18 protein-coding genes are annotated in these 13,768 nt (G+C 58.4%); 6 read left to right on the top strand and 12 right to left on the bottom strand.

Features of this window, described 5'->3' with window-relative positions:
- Nucleotides 1–33 precede the first annotated feature (33 nt).
- From ARB25_RS07310 to ARB25_RS10345, 4 genes are all read right to left on the bottom strand, one after another.
- Nucleotides 34–864 carry a class I SAM-dependent methyltransferase gene (locus ARB25_RS07310; RefSeq protein WP_055287008.1) on the bottom strand — a complete coding sequence of 277 codons (831 nt, stop codon included), beginning with the start codon at nt 862–864 and terminating at the stop codon, nt 34–36.
- Between the two features lie 115 nt (nt 865–979).
- Nucleotides 980–1,585 carry a class I SAM-dependent methyltransferase gene (locus ARB25_RS07305; RefSeq protein WP_055287006.1) on the bottom strand — a complete coding sequence of 202 codons (606 nt, stop codon included), beginning with the start codon at nt 1,583–1,585 and terminating at the stop codon, nt 980–982.
- Nucleotides 1,572–2,201 (bottom strand): class I SAM-dependent methyltransferase, encoded by a 630-nt coding sequence (locus ARB25_RS07300; RefSeq protein WP_055287005.1) that lies wholly within the window; start codon nt 2,199–2,201, stop codon nt 1,572–1,574. The genes ARB25_RS07305 and ARB25_RS07300 overlap by 14 nt, the downstream gene beginning before the upstream one ends.
- A gap of 198 nt (nt 2,202–2,399) precedes the next feature.
- Entirely contained in the window at nt 2,400–2,855 is a 456-nt protein-coding gene (locus ARB25_RS10345) for an ATP-binding cassette domain-containing protein (protein ID WP_301280526.1), read from the bottom strand.
- A 456-nt stretch (nt 2,856–3,311) separates the two neighbouring features.
- Here ARB25_RS10345 and ARB25_RS07290 point away from each other — a divergent pair, with 456 nt between their 5' ends.
- Nucleotides 3,312–3,761, top strand: coding sequence for a hypothetical protein (locus ARB25_RS07290; RefSeq protein ID WP_055287002.1), 450 nt, complete (start codon nt 3,312–3,314; stop codon nt 3,759–3,761).
- Nucleotides 3,762–3,969: 208 nt separating this feature from the next.
- On the opposite strand, the gene ARB25_RS07285 is transcribed toward ARB25_RS07290, so the two are convergent.
- A complete protein-coding gene (locus ARB25_RS07285) occupies nt 3,970–4,389 on the bottom strand; it encodes a YjdF family protein (RefSeq protein WP_055287000.1) in 420 nt (139 codons plus the stop codon).
- 308 nt (nt 4,390–4,697) lie between these two features.
- Here ARB25_RS07285 and ARB25_RS07280 point away from each other — a divergent pair, with 308 nt between their 5' ends.
- Nucleotides 4,698–4,928: a DUF8612 domain-containing protein gene (locus tag ARB25_RS07280; RefSeq protein ID WP_216595131.1), complete on the top strand. Its 231-nt coding sequence runs from the start codon at nt 4,698–4,700 to the stop codon at nt 4,926–4,928.
- Nucleotides 4,929–4,940: 12 nt separating this feature from the next.
- Here ARB25_RS07280 and ARB25_RS07275 read toward each other — a convergent pair whose 3' ends face one another.
- Nucleotides 4,941–5,381 (bottom strand): MerR family transcriptional regulator, encoded by a 441-nt coding sequence (locus tag ARB25_RS07275; protein WP_055286996.1) that lies wholly within the window; start codon nt 5,379–5,381, stop codon nt 4,941–4,943.
- Nucleotides 5,382–5,648: 267 nt separating this feature from the next.
- Here ARB25_RS07275 and ARB25_RS07270 point away from each other — a divergent pair, with 267 nt between their 5' ends.
- Complete coding sequence (locus tag ARB25_RS07270) at nt 5,649–6,413, top strand: carboxymuconolactone decarboxylase family protein (RefSeq protein WP_055286994.1); 765 nt, start codon at nt 5,649–5,651, stop codon at nt 6,411–6,413.
- Between the two features lie 78 nt (nt 6,414–6,491).
- Here the strand turns inward: ARB25_RS07270 and ARB25_RS07265 are convergent, their stop codons facing one another.
- Genes ARB25_RS07265 through ARB25_RS07255 form a run of 3 tightly spaced genes read right to left on the bottom strand, consistent with a single transcriptional unit; the run spans nt 6,492 to nt 8,995 of the window.
- On the bottom strand, nt 6,492–7,316 hold the full coding sequence (locus tag ARB25_RS07265) for an SIR2 family NAD-dependent protein deacylase (RefSeq protein WP_055286992.1): 825 nt from the start codon (nt 7,314–7,316) through the stop codon (nt 6,492–6,494).
- Between the two features lie 11 nt (nt 7,317–7,327).
- The gene (locus ARB25_RS07260) at nt 7,328–8,026 is read right to left on the bottom strand and encodes a hypothetical protein (RefSeq protein WP_055286990.1); all 699 of its coding nucleotides are present in this window, start codon (nt 8,024–8,026) and stop codon (nt 7,328–7,330) included.
- Between the two features lie 3 nt (nt 8,027–8,029).
- Nucleotides 8,030–8,995 (bottom strand): SIR2 family NAD-dependent protein deacylase, encoded by a 966-nt coding sequence (locus tag ARB25_RS07255; protein ID WP_172676342.1) that lies wholly within the window; start codon nt 8,993–8,995, stop codon nt 8,030–8,032.
- Nucleotides 8,996–9,138: 143 nt separating this feature from the next.
- On the opposite strand from ARB25_RS07255, the gene ARB25_RS07250 reads away from it, so the two are divergent.
- Nucleotides 9,139–9,696 (top strand): TetR/AcrR family transcriptional regulator, encoded by a 558-nt coding sequence (locus ARB25_RS07250; RefSeq protein ID WP_055286988.1) that lies wholly within the window; start codon nt 9,139–9,141, stop codon nt 9,694–9,696.
- On the opposite strand, the gene ARB25_RS07245 is transcribed toward ARB25_RS07250, so the two are convergent.
- A complete protein-coding gene (locus ARB25_RS07245; RefSeq protein WP_055286986.1) occupies nt 9,693–10,046 on the bottom strand; it encodes a cupin domain-containing protein in 354 nt (117 codons plus the stop codon). The two genes, ARB25_RS07250 and ARB25_RS07245, sit on opposite strands and share 4 nt — an antisense overlap.
- A gap of 128 nt (nt 10,047–10,174) precedes the next feature.
- On the opposite strand from ARB25_RS07245, the gene ARB25_RS07240 reads away from it, so the two are divergent.
- Complete coding sequence (locus ARB25_RS07240; protein WP_216595130.1) at nt 10,175–10,525, top strand: winged helix-turn-helix transcriptional regulator; 351 nt, start codon at nt 10,175–10,177, stop codon at nt 10,523–10,525.
- 616 nt (nt 10,526–11,141) lie between these two features.
- Here the strand turns inward: ARB25_RS07240 and ARB25_RS07235 are convergent.
- Complete coding sequence (locus ARB25_RS07235) at nt 11,142–12,059, bottom strand: hypothetical protein (protein ID WP_055286982.1); 918 nt, start codon at nt 12,057–12,059, stop codon at nt 11,142–11,144.
- Between the two features lie 321 nt (nt 12,060–12,380).
- Here ARB25_RS07235 and ARB25_RS07230 point away from each other — a divergent pair, with 321 nt between their 5' ends.
- Nucleotides 12,381–12,911 carry a flavodoxin family protein gene (locus ARB25_RS07230; protein WP_055286981.1) on the top strand — a complete coding sequence of 177 codons (531 nt, stop codon included), beginning with the start codon at nt 12,381–12,383 and terminating at the stop codon, nt 12,909–12,911.
- Nucleotides 12,912–13,018: 107 nt separating this feature from the next.
- Here ARB25_RS07230 and ARB25_RS07225 read toward each other — a convergent pair whose 3' ends face one another.
- Complete coding sequence (locus ARB25_RS07225) at nt 13,019–13,579, bottom strand: DUF8462 domain-containing protein (protein WP_216595129.1); 561 nt, start codon at nt 13,577–13,579, stop codon at nt 13,019–13,021.
- Between the last annotated feature and the right edge of the window lie 189 nt (nt 13,580–13,768).

The following is a 13,768-nucleotide window of genomic DNA, read 5'->3' as shown; positions in this document are numbered from 1 at the left end:
GCAAGAAGTGCTCGTCTTTTGCATTTTTGCCTCTCAAAATCTTATTTTCACGATTTGCATTTTCATCCCGTTGTCACCGACCCTTGCGAGAAACCGGAAAAAGCCGCTGACAGAAGGGTCTCTCAAATCGTTATAACCCAGCATATAGCCGCGACTTGTGACCTGCAGACGGCTGTCCCACGCGCCGATTTCCTTGGCGGCATCCGAAACCGCAAAATATGCCCCAACATCCTTGATTTTTGCAGTCTTAAGCCATGTTTTTGCGATCATCTTTACTGCCGTCCGATTGGCAGCATCAAAGACCAGCACACCGCCGGGGAAAGCGTCCGCCATCTCCCGCACCAGTTCCCGGACCTGCTGGGTCAGAAAGTAATAGAACACCCCGGAGGCAAAGAACACCACCCCGCCGGAGGCATCGATTTTGCTAAACCATGCGGTGTCTTTCAGGTCACAGGGGATATTTTGTTCTCGATTCCCGGCGGGCAGTAGCTGCTGCCGCAAGGCAATCACATCCGGGAAGTCCAGATTGTAGATCTTGCATCTACCGTTGTCGCAGGTTCTGCCGGTGTTGTCCAGCCCGCAGCCCAGATTGACCACCGCCGCATTGGGGTGGCCTTTCAGGTAATCCCGCACCTCGAAAGCAAGATCACCCTGCCGCATGGCCACCTCCAGCGCACCAAAACGCTGCATCAGGCTGCGGGAGTTTTTCTCTGCCTCTGAAAAGTCGTAGTCGATCTGGTCGAGCAGACGAACCGCTGTTTCATCCCTGTAAAGGTTCGGGTACAGCTCCGTACACAGCTTTCGGGAATACAGCGGGAGGATCAGCGTCTCCTGCACGGTGTTTTTCTCAATTTTACATTTCATAGGTTTCTTCCTCAGTGAATAAGAACTGTCATAATTGCCGCCAGCACAGCCGCTATGACCGTCATGCCTATCGCCATGTGCAGGATGGATGCAAAAACACCCGTGCTTGATGCCCTTACTTCCGCGCTGTGACGCAGAGCCACTTTTTCTTTTTGTGTATCTGCACCTCGTGAAAACCCGCCTGCTCCAGACAAGCTTTTAATTCAATGTCCTTGTAGATGGTCATGCCGCCGATGATCTGCGTCCACCTCTCGTCCTTGTCCGTATCGCCATTGCTCTCGTTGCAGATAAGAATTGTCCCGCCTGGCTTCAGCGTCCGCCAGACCTCACGGAAGCATCGGGGCAAATCAGGCCAAAAGTAGACGGTCTCAAAGGCCGTGACTGCATCGAAGCAGCTATCCTCAAATGCCATATCCGCCACACTGCCTTGCAGAACGGCGCAACGCCCCTCCTGAATTGCGGTTCGGTTGAGCTTTCTAGTCTTCTCCACGCTGACGGGCGAATAGTCGATGCCCTTGACGACGCCATGCGGGCATTTTTTCAGCAGCCGTTTTATGTTCGCCCCGCCGCCGCAGCCGCAATCCAGCACCTTGGCATTTGGCGCAAGTCGTAGAAATCGAAGTCCCCACCGCGCCACAGGGCTGTGCCCCAGATTCATCATGGCAACCATAAGTTTTCCGCCGAGGCCCACGGGCTTGCGGGTGTTTTCAAAGAACGACATCTGGCCCCTCCGATTTCGTGCATTCCGCATAGGTCAACGGGAACGAGGCCTTCAGCACCGCGCTTTTCTGCACTGCCCAGCCGTTTTGACGCAGGAAACGTAGGTATTCCTCGCTTGTCCACCTGCTGTGGAGGGGGAATCCCGCCATACTCATGAAATAGGCTTTTGCCTTGCCGGAAACTGAGCTCCCCGCGTGGGTGAAGGTTGGCGCGATGAGCACGCCGTCGTCCTTCAGCACCCGCCTGATTTCTTGCAGGGCCTTTTCCGGATGCGGCACTATGTGAAGCGCGTTGGACGCGATCACCACATCAAAGGACTTCTGTGCATAGGGCAGGCGGAACATATCTTGTACGGAAAAGTGCAGCTTTGCGGATTGATTGTCCCGCTTTGCTTCAAGGATCATCTTTGCAGAAGCGTCCGTAGCCTCGATGTGCGCCGCCGCATTTACGATGCTCTTTGCGATAAGCCCCGTGCCGGTGGCAACCTCCAGTACGGTTTTTGCTTTTACCACCGGCCTGATCAGCTCATACATCTTTTCATACGCCGCCCGGTCCTTTCGCATGAAACGGTCGTACCGACCGGCATTCTTGTCCCAGAAGCCCTTGCATTCGCGCATTGCTATCGCCCCCAAATAGTTAGAGACATCTAACTATAACACACGAATCATGCAGTAAGATAAGGCTAACCTTATTCTCGGCTAAGACGCATCTCTCCGACCCTTTGAATCACCCCTTTTCACGCCACCCGCTACGAACCCCGGCGGAAACCAGGGAGTGATTAAAGGAGCGGCCTGAGGTTTTGCGAATCAATTGAGTCATTCCCGAAATCGCGAATCAAGGGCCTGAGTCGTCAGGCCCTCACAGGGGGACCGCGATGGTGGCCACCGCGCCGCCCGAGGGGCTGTTGGCGAGCGAGACGGAGCCCCCGTGGGCGCTCGCGGCCTCGGAGGCGGCGTGGAGGCCGAGCCCGTAGTGTGGTTCTCGCGCGCGGTGAGGTTGGGGTAGAGCGGTGCCTCCTCGATGAGGCTGCCGATTGCGTAGAGGTCCTCGCGGCGCCAGGCGTGCTCGGAAAAGAGGATCTCCCCGGCCGTCGGCCGCAGCATCCCGCAGATCATCTTGAGCGTTGTCGACTTGCCGGCGCCGTTGGGGCCGAGCAGTCCGTACACCTCGCCCTCGCGGATATGAAGACTCACGTCGGCCACGGCGTCCTGCGCCTGGTCGCCGCAGCCGAAGCGCTTGGTGAGCCCGCGCGTCTCGAGCATGTAACCCATGGGTTCGTCCTTTCTCTTCCGGGCGCACGGGCCGAGTCGCCGTGCCCGCGCGCCTTACCTTTCGGGTTCACCATCCATGGTGGGGCGCGTTTCTAACGAAGCCGTAACGGCCGTTGGGCTCTTTTGGCGCCAGCCCTTCTCGACCCGTATGCCACTCATGGTATGTTTATCGCGATAACAAGGACGGAGGTGCCCGTGGCACGCAATAAGTACCCGGAGGAGACGGTCGAGAAGATCAGGGGTGACGGCCCAGCGAGTGTTATTTTGCGAGCTAGGCGCATCGAAAGCGACCTTTCGTGGTATAAACTACTTGCCGGAAGCCGCGGCTTTCAGAGTACGGCTTACGTGTACGTTTAACCTCCGTGGGCGACGGGGTGCCGCAAGGCGTAGAATATCGCCCACCTGTAGGGGCCTGCAGCGATGCGGGCCCCGCTTCGTATGAAGGGGGCGCAACCGATGAAGATCGTATCCATCTCCCAGGACTTCTTCGACCTCGTCGATGGCGACCGCGAGCTCATGCTTAAGCACAATCGTCCCTGCATCGTGGTGGTGAGGCTGCGTTTCCGCGGGAAGCGCAGGGACTTCGCCGTGCCGCTGCGTTCCAACATCGCCCCTAACGTGCCCAAAGACCAGTACTTTGCGTTGCCACCCCGCCCCACGACGCGCCCCGGCTGCCGCCACGGCATCCACTACATCAAGATGTTCCCCATAACCAAGGCCTACCAGCGCCGCTTCAGGACCGAGGGCTCGGCCTACTACGAGACGCTCCAGCGCATCATCGATGGCAACACCAAGCGCATTGTCTCCGAGTGCCAGGCGTACCTCGACCGCTACGAGCGCGAGGGAAGGCCTCGCTTTGCCGTCGACATCGACCGCATCGTGGGGCTGCTGGAGGGCGAGAAGTAGGGCACCTCGGCTCAGTCACGAGCCATGCGGAGTCGGTCCGCATTTTTGAACGCCGCGTGTGCGTCCCAAATACTTGAGAAACAAGCTGTGAAGTGCGGTGGCGCGCCCGTGCCCGTGCATAGCCGTCACCATCAGCGTCTACGCGGCGTCGGCTTCAAGTGGAACTGACGCCGCTGCTGTATATGGTTTGCCTTGCTGCGAATGGCGATCAATGCCCGCGATGCTTCTGCTTGCGCTTCAACTTTCGCTGCTCGAAGCGCGTCTCCGCCTCATCCGCGCGACGCTGACTTCTTGCTTGAGCCGACTCCCGCTTCATCGCTTCCCGCTGTGCCGCGAGCGCCTGTTGTGCCTTGGTGCTCACCGCGGGCCGTTTAAGGGCTTTCGCTGCCTCGCGAGCGCGCCGCTTGGGGTTCTTCGCGGGCTTGCTTGTTTCAGTGGCCTTGTCGCCGAAGAACGAGAGCTTCTCCCATTCGCTTGCAACGAATCGCAGGATTTCCTCATCGGACGGTTCTGCGCCGAAGACGATGCGGGCGACGCCGTACCTGCCGTCCTCGACATGCTCCGCCAGCCCGACCCAGAATTGGCCGTCGTGATATACGGTCAGGGTGGACGACACGCTGATCTGCATGGCTGGTTCCTCCTTTATGTAGATGACCATGCAGAGAAGGGACAACCAAGGAGGCAGGTTACTGATGCGGACTCCCGCACGCCCACGACTACCCGACGGGGACTGTGTTTTCATCTCTGGTGGTTGGATTGTAGCACGTGCGAATGCGCCCGGCATCGCTGCTGGCATGGCGCTACTGGGATTCGCTCCTCGATGCATCCTTGTGCACATTGCCTTCTCGGTTTCGAAACTTTAGAAATAATCGAGTTTCGAAACCGAGAAGGAGTGGATTATGGCTTGGGTAGACCGCAATACGTACCGACTCCACCGTGTTGGAGAGGCTGGCCGAGTACATGATGGACAACTCCGGCAACCTCAACTCGCCCAACAACATCGCCAACGTCCTCGACGCCAACAGGGTTCCCATCAACCACGTCACCGTCGGGCGCTATATCTCGTACCTCCGCGACGCTTTCGTCTTCTATGAGGCGAAGCGCTACGACATCAAGGGAAAGAAGTACATCACTAACCGAAGAGGACTCCTCACCGAATTCCCTTGAGATCGGGCGGCATTATTGAGCGTGGGCGTTATCGTAGGTATCTTTGATTTCTTCCGGCAAATTGTCGGGAATCAGCGCCTCCAGCCTATCCTCGCTGCCATCTTGAATCGCCTGCTCGTAGTACCAGCATTTGAACTTCAACATGTCCAGGGCACGGTTCATCTTCGCGATCTCCGACTCCATGTGGACCTTCCGCTCCTCGAACATGGCCTTGCGCTTGGCGTAGGTCGATGGCCCCTCTGCGCACCATTCCATGAACAGACGGATGTCCTTGATCTCCATTCCCGCCTTCTTCAGGCATTCGATGACCCGAAGCGCTTCGAGTTCCGTATCGCCGAATCGGCGAATGCCGGACGTCCGCTCCAGCCCCGGGAACAATCCCTGCTTGTCGTAGTACCGCAGCGTTGAGGCGGGCAGACCGAACATCTCCGCCACCTGTCCGATTGTGTACATGGCTCCTCCGAATAAATCTCGACTTCATTCCTTAACCTAAAGTCAGGTTTAGGTATTACCTTCATTCTCGTCAATACAAATCGGTAGCGCAAGGGGTGTTCGTTATGGGCAAAACGGTTTGCGCCGGCGGCGTGAACGGTGTGGGCGATATCGCCGGGCATCCCGCTCTGGAGCAGGCGCAACGAATGGGCATGGAAATCTAGGCGGGCTACTTAGCCGCGTGGAGACGGATTCGTGTCCAGAACCATCGATAGGAGGAAATCGATCATGGCAATTAAGCAGACGGCAGGCAGAGATGCCCTGGGGGAGTTCGCCCCCAAGTTCGCACAGCTCAACGACGATGTGCTGTTCGGCGAGGTGTGGAGCCGGGAGGGCGAGCTCTCCCTGCGGGACCGTAGCATCGTGACAGTGGTGGCCCTGATGTCGCAGGGACTGACGGACTCTTCGTTCCAATATCATCTGATGTCCGCGAAGAACAACGGCGTGACCAGGATGGAGATAGCGGAGATCCTTACGCATGCGGCGTTTTACGCGGGATGGCCCAAGGCGTGGGCGGCCTTTCGCATGGCGAAGGAGGTTTGGGCGGATGGCGACGCCGCCGACGCAAGAGCTGAGCACCAAAACGAGATGGCCTTTCCTATCGGCGCCCCCAACGACGCATTTGCGAAGTACTTTATCGGGCAAAGCTACCTCGCGCCCCTTTCCACCGAGCAGGTCGGCGTCTACAACGTGACGTTCGAGCCCGGCTGCCGCAACAACTGGCACACACATCACGCCAAAAGCGGTGGCGGACAGATCCTCGTCTGCGTGGCCGGTCGAGGGTTTTACCAGGAATGGGGCAAACCGGCACAGGAGCTGCGCCCTGGCGATGTAGTAAATATTCCCGCGGGCGTAAAGCACTGGCACGGTGCGGCGCCCGACAGCTGGTTCTCCCATCTCGCGCTGGAGGTTCCGGGCGAGGAGACCTCCAACGAGTGGTTGGAGCCTGTGGACGACAAGGAATACCTTAAAGCGACCAACGAGGAGGCTTAAACTTTGGCGCCTGTATCAAAGCCACCGTTTCTATGGGTATGATGGCCGGACTGACGAACGCGCAAAGGCCCTGCCGCGCTACTCGTCGCCTGCCCGCGTCGCCGCGAGCAGCGTGCGCAAATCGGCTTGAATCGCCTCTGCCTTGCTTCCAAGTTGCAGTGGAGCCGAGTCGCCCGAGATGTTTATGCTCAGCAGGTGCGCATCCGGCAGCTTTGCGGTCATGCTCCAGAACGGGAGCGTGATGATACCGGGGGTCATCTCGCCTACGCCGAGTTCAAGGAAAAGCAACCTGCTGTCGCGGCGCTCGCGCACGAAGTTCTCGTAACGCTCGATGCTCTCGCGCCAGGCCGCGCCCTGCAGAAATGTGTCATCGCGCACCCACGGCACAAGCTGCCAGCCGCAGTGCGGGCATCGGGGGACATCCTCGTTGCGGATCTCGAACCCCGTCATGCCCACGAGCATACGCTCGACGTAGGGACTCGCGTCGAAGAGCTCGTCGCAGCATGGCTGCTTGCACTGAAGGTGCGCGAAGCTTCCCTGATAGTTGCAGGTCCTCTCGGTGGGAAACGTCTTTTCGACCTGGGTGTCCACATTGGTGCTCAGGATGAAGTAGTCCTTATGGCTGATGAGCGATCGCAGGTCGAGATAGGGCTGCGAGGCCGGCTCGCGTAGCATGAAGTCGATGTATCGCGCGTAGTAGGCCCATTGCTGCTCGAGGCTGGGGTAGAGGTGGTAAAAGCCGTCAAAAAGACTCTTGAAGCCAAAGGCTTGCTGCCAGTCCGCCATTCCGGCACGCGTCATACCCGCATGGTTGTAATGGTTGAACCCGGCGGCGCTCGACATGCCCGAGCCGATGCCGACAATGATGGCGTCGGCATCGGCGATAAGGCCTCGAAGCCTCATTGCTTTTCTTTCTAGAGACGGCATCGGGCGATCTCCTCGAAAGCCGGGGCCATATCGCCGTCAACGAGAATCGTCTCGCACGATGCATCGGGCGCCAGGGCCTGGTTGTAGTTGAACACGATGTAGGTGACGTGCTCGCAGGCGCTCGCGATCTGGGCGAGCATGCGCTTTATGACGCCGTTGCGCGGTCCCACGCCAAGTTCGAGGATGGCGACCCTGCCATTGAGATGGGTGCACACGAGGCGCTCGAGCTCTTCGAGCTGTGCCATGGCGAGGGCATCTGGATGGGCGAGACGCCGCTCGTCGATTGACGTGCGCGTGCTTCCCTCCGTCTCGAGTACGCGGTTCTCGTTGAACCCTGCACGTGCGAAGTGCCCATCAATATTGCATGTGATCACGAAGGTGTCGGCGTGCTCCGTAAGATGCCACAGCCCGTTCATGAGCGGGCTGGGCTCATACTCAACATACTCCTTTTGATGGAACCGCTCGACCCATCGGCGTCGCACGTTTGCATCCGGAGAGGCGAGCCCCTGCAGTATGCAGCCGATGCCGTCGGCCTGAGCGAGGTCCCCGTACGTCTCTCGGAAATGAGCGTCGGCGCGGAAGAGGTTGAGCCCCTCCGCCATGTCGAGCCCGTTGCTGGCGCCGATGATGACAAGATCAGCCTCGACAAGTACCTGGCCGATACGAACCGCTTTTACCGTTTCCATGCGCTACCTCCCCAGCGTCTTGCGCACGTCGGCGAGCACGTTGGCGATGTCGGCGCGAACGGCGAGCCCTCGATCCTCGATCGCGCGGGGGAGAAACTGCGTCTTGTTGTTCACGGCGATGTAACTAGCCTGCGGCAACTGCGCCGTGAGGGCCCAGAACGGCTCCTGGATAAACGCGGGTGTCATGCGGCCCACGCCCAGCTCAAAGAAGAGAATCTTCTGCCGCGCGTGCGCGTCGAGCCAGTCGGACACCTTGTGGTACTGCTCCTCGTAGAGCGCGCCCTGCAGGAAGTTGCCGTAGCCGCGAACCCAGGGGAACGCCTCTGCCCCGCAGTGCGGGCAGCGCGGCACGAGCTCTGTCGGAACCTCAAGGCCGTCTCCCATGGCCTCTGCCATGCGGGAGACCGGCTCGACCGCGTCCCACACCTCGTCGGTGCAACAGTGGGAGCACTGGAAGAAGCGGTGGTCGCCTTGGATCTCGGCCACCTTCTCCCAGGGGTAGATTTTCATGAACTGCGTGTCCTGGTTGGTGGTGAGAACGAAGAAGTCTTTTTCGGTAAGAATGGCGTCGAGGTCCTTGTAGGGCTTGCGCAGCGGGGCGTTGAGCGTGGTATTGAGGAAGGTGGCGAGGTATCCCCAGCGCGCCTCGGCAGTGGGCCAGCGGTAGAACGACCCCTCGAAAGCGCCCCTGAAACCGTAGCGCTCGGCGAATTTGCCGAAATGCCTGCGATAGGTCGCGTTGTCCTCGTAGTAGAAGTCGCCGCCGCCCGCCGCGGAGAGCCCGGAGGCCCCGCCCACCAGCACGCAATCGGCTTCCTCGATCATGCGGGCGAACGTTTCGATTTGCTGGTCGTAGGGCTCGGGCTCGCGGGCGCTCAGCTCATAGGGCGTGCCGCCGGTGCGGTAGGCGGCCTGAAGGGAAAACGATTGGTTGGTGAGCTCGACAACGAGCTGCTCGTATGGAGTCACTGGATACCTTCTTTCAGCTATTATGAACAGGTGTTGATAAAAAGTATCCATGTTGATTTGTGCGAGAGCAATGAACAGCTTCGATGCGCTGTCGATAAACGAACGATTGCTGGGCATTGTCGAGCGCTGCAATTGGAGGGGCCATGGAATCGGGAAAGATCGATCGTCGCCGACGCTATACGCTCTCGGTCATACGGGAGGCGTTCTTTGCGCTGCTGGCCGAGGTCGGCTTCGCGAAGATGACGGTGGCGAATATCTGCCGCTGCGCCGATATCAACCGCGGCACGTTCTATTTGCACTACGAGGACAAGTTCGCGCTGCTCGACGCGCTTATTGACGAGGCCCTGGCGGCGGCGCCCCCACTCGAGGGAACGGAGGCGGGGGCCCTCTGCCAGCGCCCGCCGGCAAACGATGACTATTATCTGCTCTACTCGGATGACGATGCGTACGCCCGGGTGGCACAGCGCGTCGTCGAGCGCGGCGCTGAGCAGATGGTTCCCTCGATCATGGAGGAGACCGGGCTTTCGCGCGAGGACGCCTATCTGCTCTTCGTCCACAACGTCCAGGGAAATCTCGCAGTCAACCGCCTGCTTGGTTGGAGGCGAGGGCCCGAGTTTGCCCACGCTCAGGAGCTGCTCAGCGCCTATTCCGAAGGGGGCATGCGGGCCGTATCGGCCTCTTGCACACCGATCGCGAATTAGAACATGATAGCGTCGTCGGCCTTGAAGGCATTAAGGGATCCCTGCTTGACCTGGATGCAGACGTATGTGATGCCCGAGTCGGATGCGGCGCGGAACTGACGGTGTGCAGCGGGGGAGATGCGCAGCCAGTCGCCGGCTGCAAGCTCGATTTCCTCACCGTTGATCGTGACCGAGCCCGCGCCCTCGAGCACGCCATAGATCTCCTCGTTTTCCTTGTGTGCATGGACGAACGGAATGCCAGCGCCGGCGGGAAGGTTGTTGACGCTCACCTCTGCTCCGGTAAGTCCGAGCACCTCGTGCAGCTCGACGCGGTTCTCGTCGCCGATGTGGGTCTTTGCATAATTGGCCATAATGGCTCCTCTCTTTGAGGTTGATGTACCTTGCAGGCATCTCCTGCGTGAGCTATATTCAACGCGAAGGCGCATACAAATACGAGTACGCACATATTTGTAACTGCATACCTTTTTGTGAAACCGGTATGATCAAGGAGGTCGGGTCTCCCGTGATGGCGAAAGAGGAGCTTCCGGAGTGTCCGGTCGCAACGGCGGTAGCGCTCATTGGCGGCAAGTGGAAGTTGCTCATTATCCGTAACTTGCGCGTACGCCCTTGGCGTTTCAACGAGTTGCGCCGCAACCTTGAGGGGATCTCTCAGAAAGTGCTTACCGACAGCCTGCGGCAGATGGAGGATGATGGGCTGGTCTTTCGCCATGACTATGGCGAGAATCCTCCCCGCGTTGAATATGGCCTTACCGAGCTCGGCCGCCAGATGATGCCCATCATGGACTCGCTCGCAGACTTCGGCGCTTATTACAAGACGGTCGTTTCGTAGCGGACACGCTGCTTAGGGGGCGGAGAACCGCTACGAGTACGGTAGCGGTACTCCTACGGCTGCTGTCGTTCCCGCAGGATTAGAGCGGAAGGAGACTGCAATGGGGCCGTCCGCCCCACAAGAAGGCCCTTCCTTCCCGGTATGGCGCCGACATGCGCACGCCGGCTCAAACTGCTCGATGCGCGAAGTGTTGTTATGGCTTCACTCAGCCTGCGGATGCCCAATCATCCGCGCACCACATTCTGCCCATGTGCATGGGCGGCTGCCCCCACTGCCACATGGTCTCCGGCGAGCGCCGTTGCCCCTGGTTCAAAGACGACCCCGATGCCTACGTCCTCGCCAAAACTCACGACACCCGTAAGAGCCGCCAATAAAACCTCCGGCCCTGCTTGGCCCTGGGAATAAACGTCAGACTTGCCCGATTCACGCTTTGCGCAAGGGCCGTTCTACTTCCCAAACCTGATCTGTCTGTCGCACAGCTCGAGGGCGACAAGGGAAGCCTGGGCCACCTCCTTGATATCCTCTGCGAACTACTGGAGTGCGGTACAGTCGGATGACTGGACTGTTTTCGTTGGACCTTGGTTGTTTGCCTGTGTGAATGGCGTATTTGTTTTAGCTAGCGGTTGCGACGCCTTGTTGCGGAAATACCAACTGCTGCAACTGCGCCACCGGCAACACTCAGGGCGACAGCCATCGCACCGTTGTCGCCCGTCGCGGGTAGGGCGGTCCCGGCTGGTTTAACCGCCGCTACTGCCTTAGTGGAAACGGGATTTGCCGCGGGCTTTTCTGCCTTGGGCTGCGGTGTGGGCTCGGGCTTGGTTTCCGGTTCGGGTTTGACCTCTGGGCTCGGTTTAACACTTGGATCGGGTTTGGAACCGCTCGTATCGGTTGCAATCAAGTGCACGTCGCTGTCGAAGACGTAGCGGATGTAGTAATCGTGCCGCGTCTCGTGCGTAATCCCCTGCCCGCTGTCGAAGTCGCGGTCAACGTGTGTGCCGAGGCGGGTTGAGCTGGTGAGGTTCAGTCTGTAAGGGATTTGGTCGTCGGCGTAGCCGCCTGTAAAGGCAGCGGTTGCTCTAACGTGATTGTCGATCATGGTCAGGGCAATAGAGACGCTGGCCTCTTTGGGGTTCTCGGTTTTTATAAGGCCTTCGGTATCGGTGTCGATCTTGAAGAGAAGGACGGTGTCGTTAAGCCCGTAGATGAAGTCCTCGGGTTTGTCGGGGAAATCGTATACAAACGCCTCATTCTGGACCAACATGAAGGCAGGAGGGAGCTCCAGGTCATAGTTATGGTCGACAACGGTGGTAGCTGTGAGGCTGCCTTCTGCGTTGGCTTCGTTGCAGGTAATGGGTGCTGCGACATCGGTTTCGGGCATTTCTGTCGCCAGTGCTGCGCAGGGTAGCAAAAGTTGCCCTGACACAAGAATAATCGCTCCGAAGGCGACTACTCTAACGCCCGCATGACGCGTGACGCTGCGGATAAACGAGCTGGTTCGATCATTCTGGGTTTGTAGTGCATGCTGTCCATACATAAGGCGCTCCTTGTTCGTAGGCCGGTTTCCGCGGATCTATATTGCGCCTGGCCGATGCGGCTAGGCTCTTTCACGCGAACGCTTACGCGAGCAGGGAGAAAGCTCAAGCTAATTTTCCCACAGTCGATACTTTGTGAGCAACGATTTGCTGTTCAATTCTCGGAGAGAGAATCAAGACGGTCGAGGAGTTATCAGGCAATGAGATTGTGTCTAGAGAGCGCGAACGAGAGATGCGATCTACAGACGACTGAATAGCTCCATCTGTTTTGGTTACAACGAAATGTGTGCCGCGCGCCTGCGGCATGAAGAAGGGAGATTCTTATGAATATCGTTGTATTGAGTGGTAGCCCGCGCAAGGGCGCTAATACCGACACCATGGTCGAGGCGTTTGCCGAGACCGCGCGCGAGGCCGGCCATACGGTCGAGGTCATCCGCGTTGCCAGTAAGAAAATCGCTGGTTGTCTGGGGTGTCAGTATTGCTTCGCCCACGAGGGCACTTGCGTGCAGAAGGATGACATGGCCAACGTGATCGAGTCGCTGAAAGACGCCGACATGGTTGTCTTCGCTTCGCCTATCTACTGGTTTGATATCACTGCGCAGGAGAAGGCCGCCATCGATCGCCTATACGCCTTCGGTGCTACGGGCTTCCCGTTCACCAAGACGGCCCTTTTACTCGATAGCCACAGCGAGGGCGTCTATGATGCGGCGATCGCTATGTACAAGTCGACCTGTGCGTACTGCAAGTGGGAGGACCAGGGCATTGTCGCCATCAGCGGTATGACCGAGCGCGACAGCATGGCATCGTCGCCCAAGTTGAAAGAGGTGCGAGAGCTCGCTCGCAAGCTCGCCTAAGGACAAGAAGAACGCATGGCAATCAGCGTTGGCGGAAAGCCTACTTCCCTTACCAAGAGGATTACTGATTGCCATGCGTTGATGTCCTTATGGACAATCTCCGCGTGCTAGGAGACTTTCTCGCTCAGGAACTCCCTGAATGCAGGGATGTCAAAGCCAACGAGACCACGCCCACGTTCCCCGATGACGCCGTCCTCGAGAAGGCGGCGTTTGTATTGGCTTGCGTAGTTGCTGGCGACGCCCATGCGTTTGGCTATCTCCGAGACCCTGCTGGGGCCAGAATCGGGCAGCATCGCGAGTAAAAACTCAATGTCTTTATCGGAAAGCTCTCGATAGGTCGTTTCGAGAATGCGATCACGCAGCTCCATGCGTGCGAGTAGGGAACCCTGCTGGACATCGGATGCACTGATTTGGGGCGAGTTCTCCGAAACATCCCAAGTGCGATATCCGACGAGCTGCATCATGTAGGGGAATCCGTCGACGGCCTTCACAGCATTCTCGAGCGCTTCTGGTGTGATTGAACGTCCTCCGGCCTCAACGGTTTTGCGAAACGCGTTTGCAATTTCAACGTCAGTGATTCGTCCTAACTGATGATATTGGGAACGCCTGAGGAACGAGACGGAATCGTTACGCAGCAACGCCGATACTTTGTAGGGCAGTCCTGCCATGAGTAGGGCAACTTTTTTACCTTCGCGTACAAAGTGCTGGTAAACAGAGGCAAATTGAAGCATTTCTTCGAGATCGACGGTGACTTCATCGATCGCGTCGAAAATGTTGGTGTAAGGGTGACACCCTAGCGCCCGTTTAACGAAGAACGGCCTTCGTCCTAGAATCTGAAATCACCACAACAACAGGTT

It is taken from the genome of Collinsella aerofaciens (assembly GCF_001405375.1).
Lineage (GTDB): Bacteria > Actinomycetota > Coriobacteriia > Coriobacteriales > Coriobacteriaceae > Collinsella > Collinsella aerofaciens_F.
Note: the sequence above shows the minus strand (reverse complement) of the source record. Positions and strands in the feature narration are given on the sequence as shown.

What these genes read in the sequence shown, in the direction of transcription:
- ARB25_RS07310 (WP_055287008.1), bottom strand. Translation starts at nt 864, where the DNA reads ATGAAATGTAAAATTGAGAAAAACACCGTGCAGGAGACGCTGATCCTC.
- ARB25_RS07305 (WP_055287006.1), bottom strand. Translation starts at nt 1,585, where the DNA reads ATGTCGTTCTTTGAAAACACCCGCAAGCCCGTGGGCCTCGGCGGAAAA.
- ARB25_RS07300 (WP_055287005.1), bottom strand. Translation starts at nt 2,201, where the DNA reads ATGCGCGAATGCAAGGGCTTCTGGGACAAGAATGCCGGTCGGTACGAC.
- ARB25_RS10345 (WP_301280526.1), bottom strand. Translation starts at nt 2,855, where the DNA reads ATGGGTTACATGCTCGAGACGCGCGGGCTCACCAAGCGCTTCGGCTGC.
- ARB25_RS07290 (WP_055287002.1), top strand. Translation starts at nt 3,312, where the DNA reads ATGAAGATCGTATCCATCTCCCAGGACTTCTTCGACCTCGTCGATGGC.
- ARB25_RS07285 (WP_055287000.1), bottom strand. Translation starts at nt 4,389, where the DNA reads ATGCAGATCAGCGTGTCGTCCACCCTGACCGTATATCACGACGGCCAA.
- ARB25_RS07275 (WP_055286996.1), bottom strand. Translation starts at nt 5,381, where the DNA reads ATGTACACAATCGGACAGGTGGCGGAGATGTTCGGTCTGCCCGCCTCA.
- ARB25_RS07270 (WP_055286994.1), top strand. Translation starts at nt 5,649, where the DNA reads ATGGCAATTAAGCAGACGGCAGGCAGAGATGCCCTGGGGGAGTTCGCC.
- ARB25_RS07265 (WP_055286992.1), bottom strand. Translation starts at nt 7,316, where the DNA reads ATGAGGCTTCGAGGCCTTATCGCCGATGCCGACGCCATCATTGTCGGC.
- ARB25_RS07260 (WP_055286990.1), bottom strand. Translation starts at nt 8,026, where the DNA reads ATGGAAACGGTAAAAGCGGTTCGTATCGGCCAGGTACTTGTCGAGGCT.
- ARB25_RS07250 (WP_055286988.1), top strand. Translation starts at nt 9,139, where the DNA reads ATGGAATCGGGAAAGATCGATCGTCGCCGACGCTATACGCTCTCGGTC.
- ARB25_RS07245 (WP_055286986.1), bottom strand. Translation starts at nt 10,046, where the DNA reads ATGGCCAATTATGCAAAGACCCACATCGGCGACGAGAACCGCGTCGAG.
- ARB25_RS07240 (WP_216595130.1), top strand. Translation starts at nt 10,175, where the DNA reads ATGATCAAGGAGGTCGGGTCTCCCGTGATGGCGAAAGAGGAGCTTCCG.
- ARB25_RS07235 (WP_055286982.1), bottom strand. Translation starts at nt 12,059, where the DNA reads ATGTATGGACAGCATGCACTACAAACCCAGAATGATCGAACCAGCTCG.
- ARB25_RS07230 (WP_055286981.1), top strand. Translation starts at nt 12,381, where the DNA reads ATGAATATCGTTGTATTGAGTGGTAGCCCGCGCAAGGGCGCTAATACC.
- ARB25_RS07225 (WP_216595129.1), bottom strand. Translation starts at nt 13,579, where the DNA reads ATGGCAGGACTGCCCTACAAAGTATCGGCGTTGCTGCGTAACGATTCC.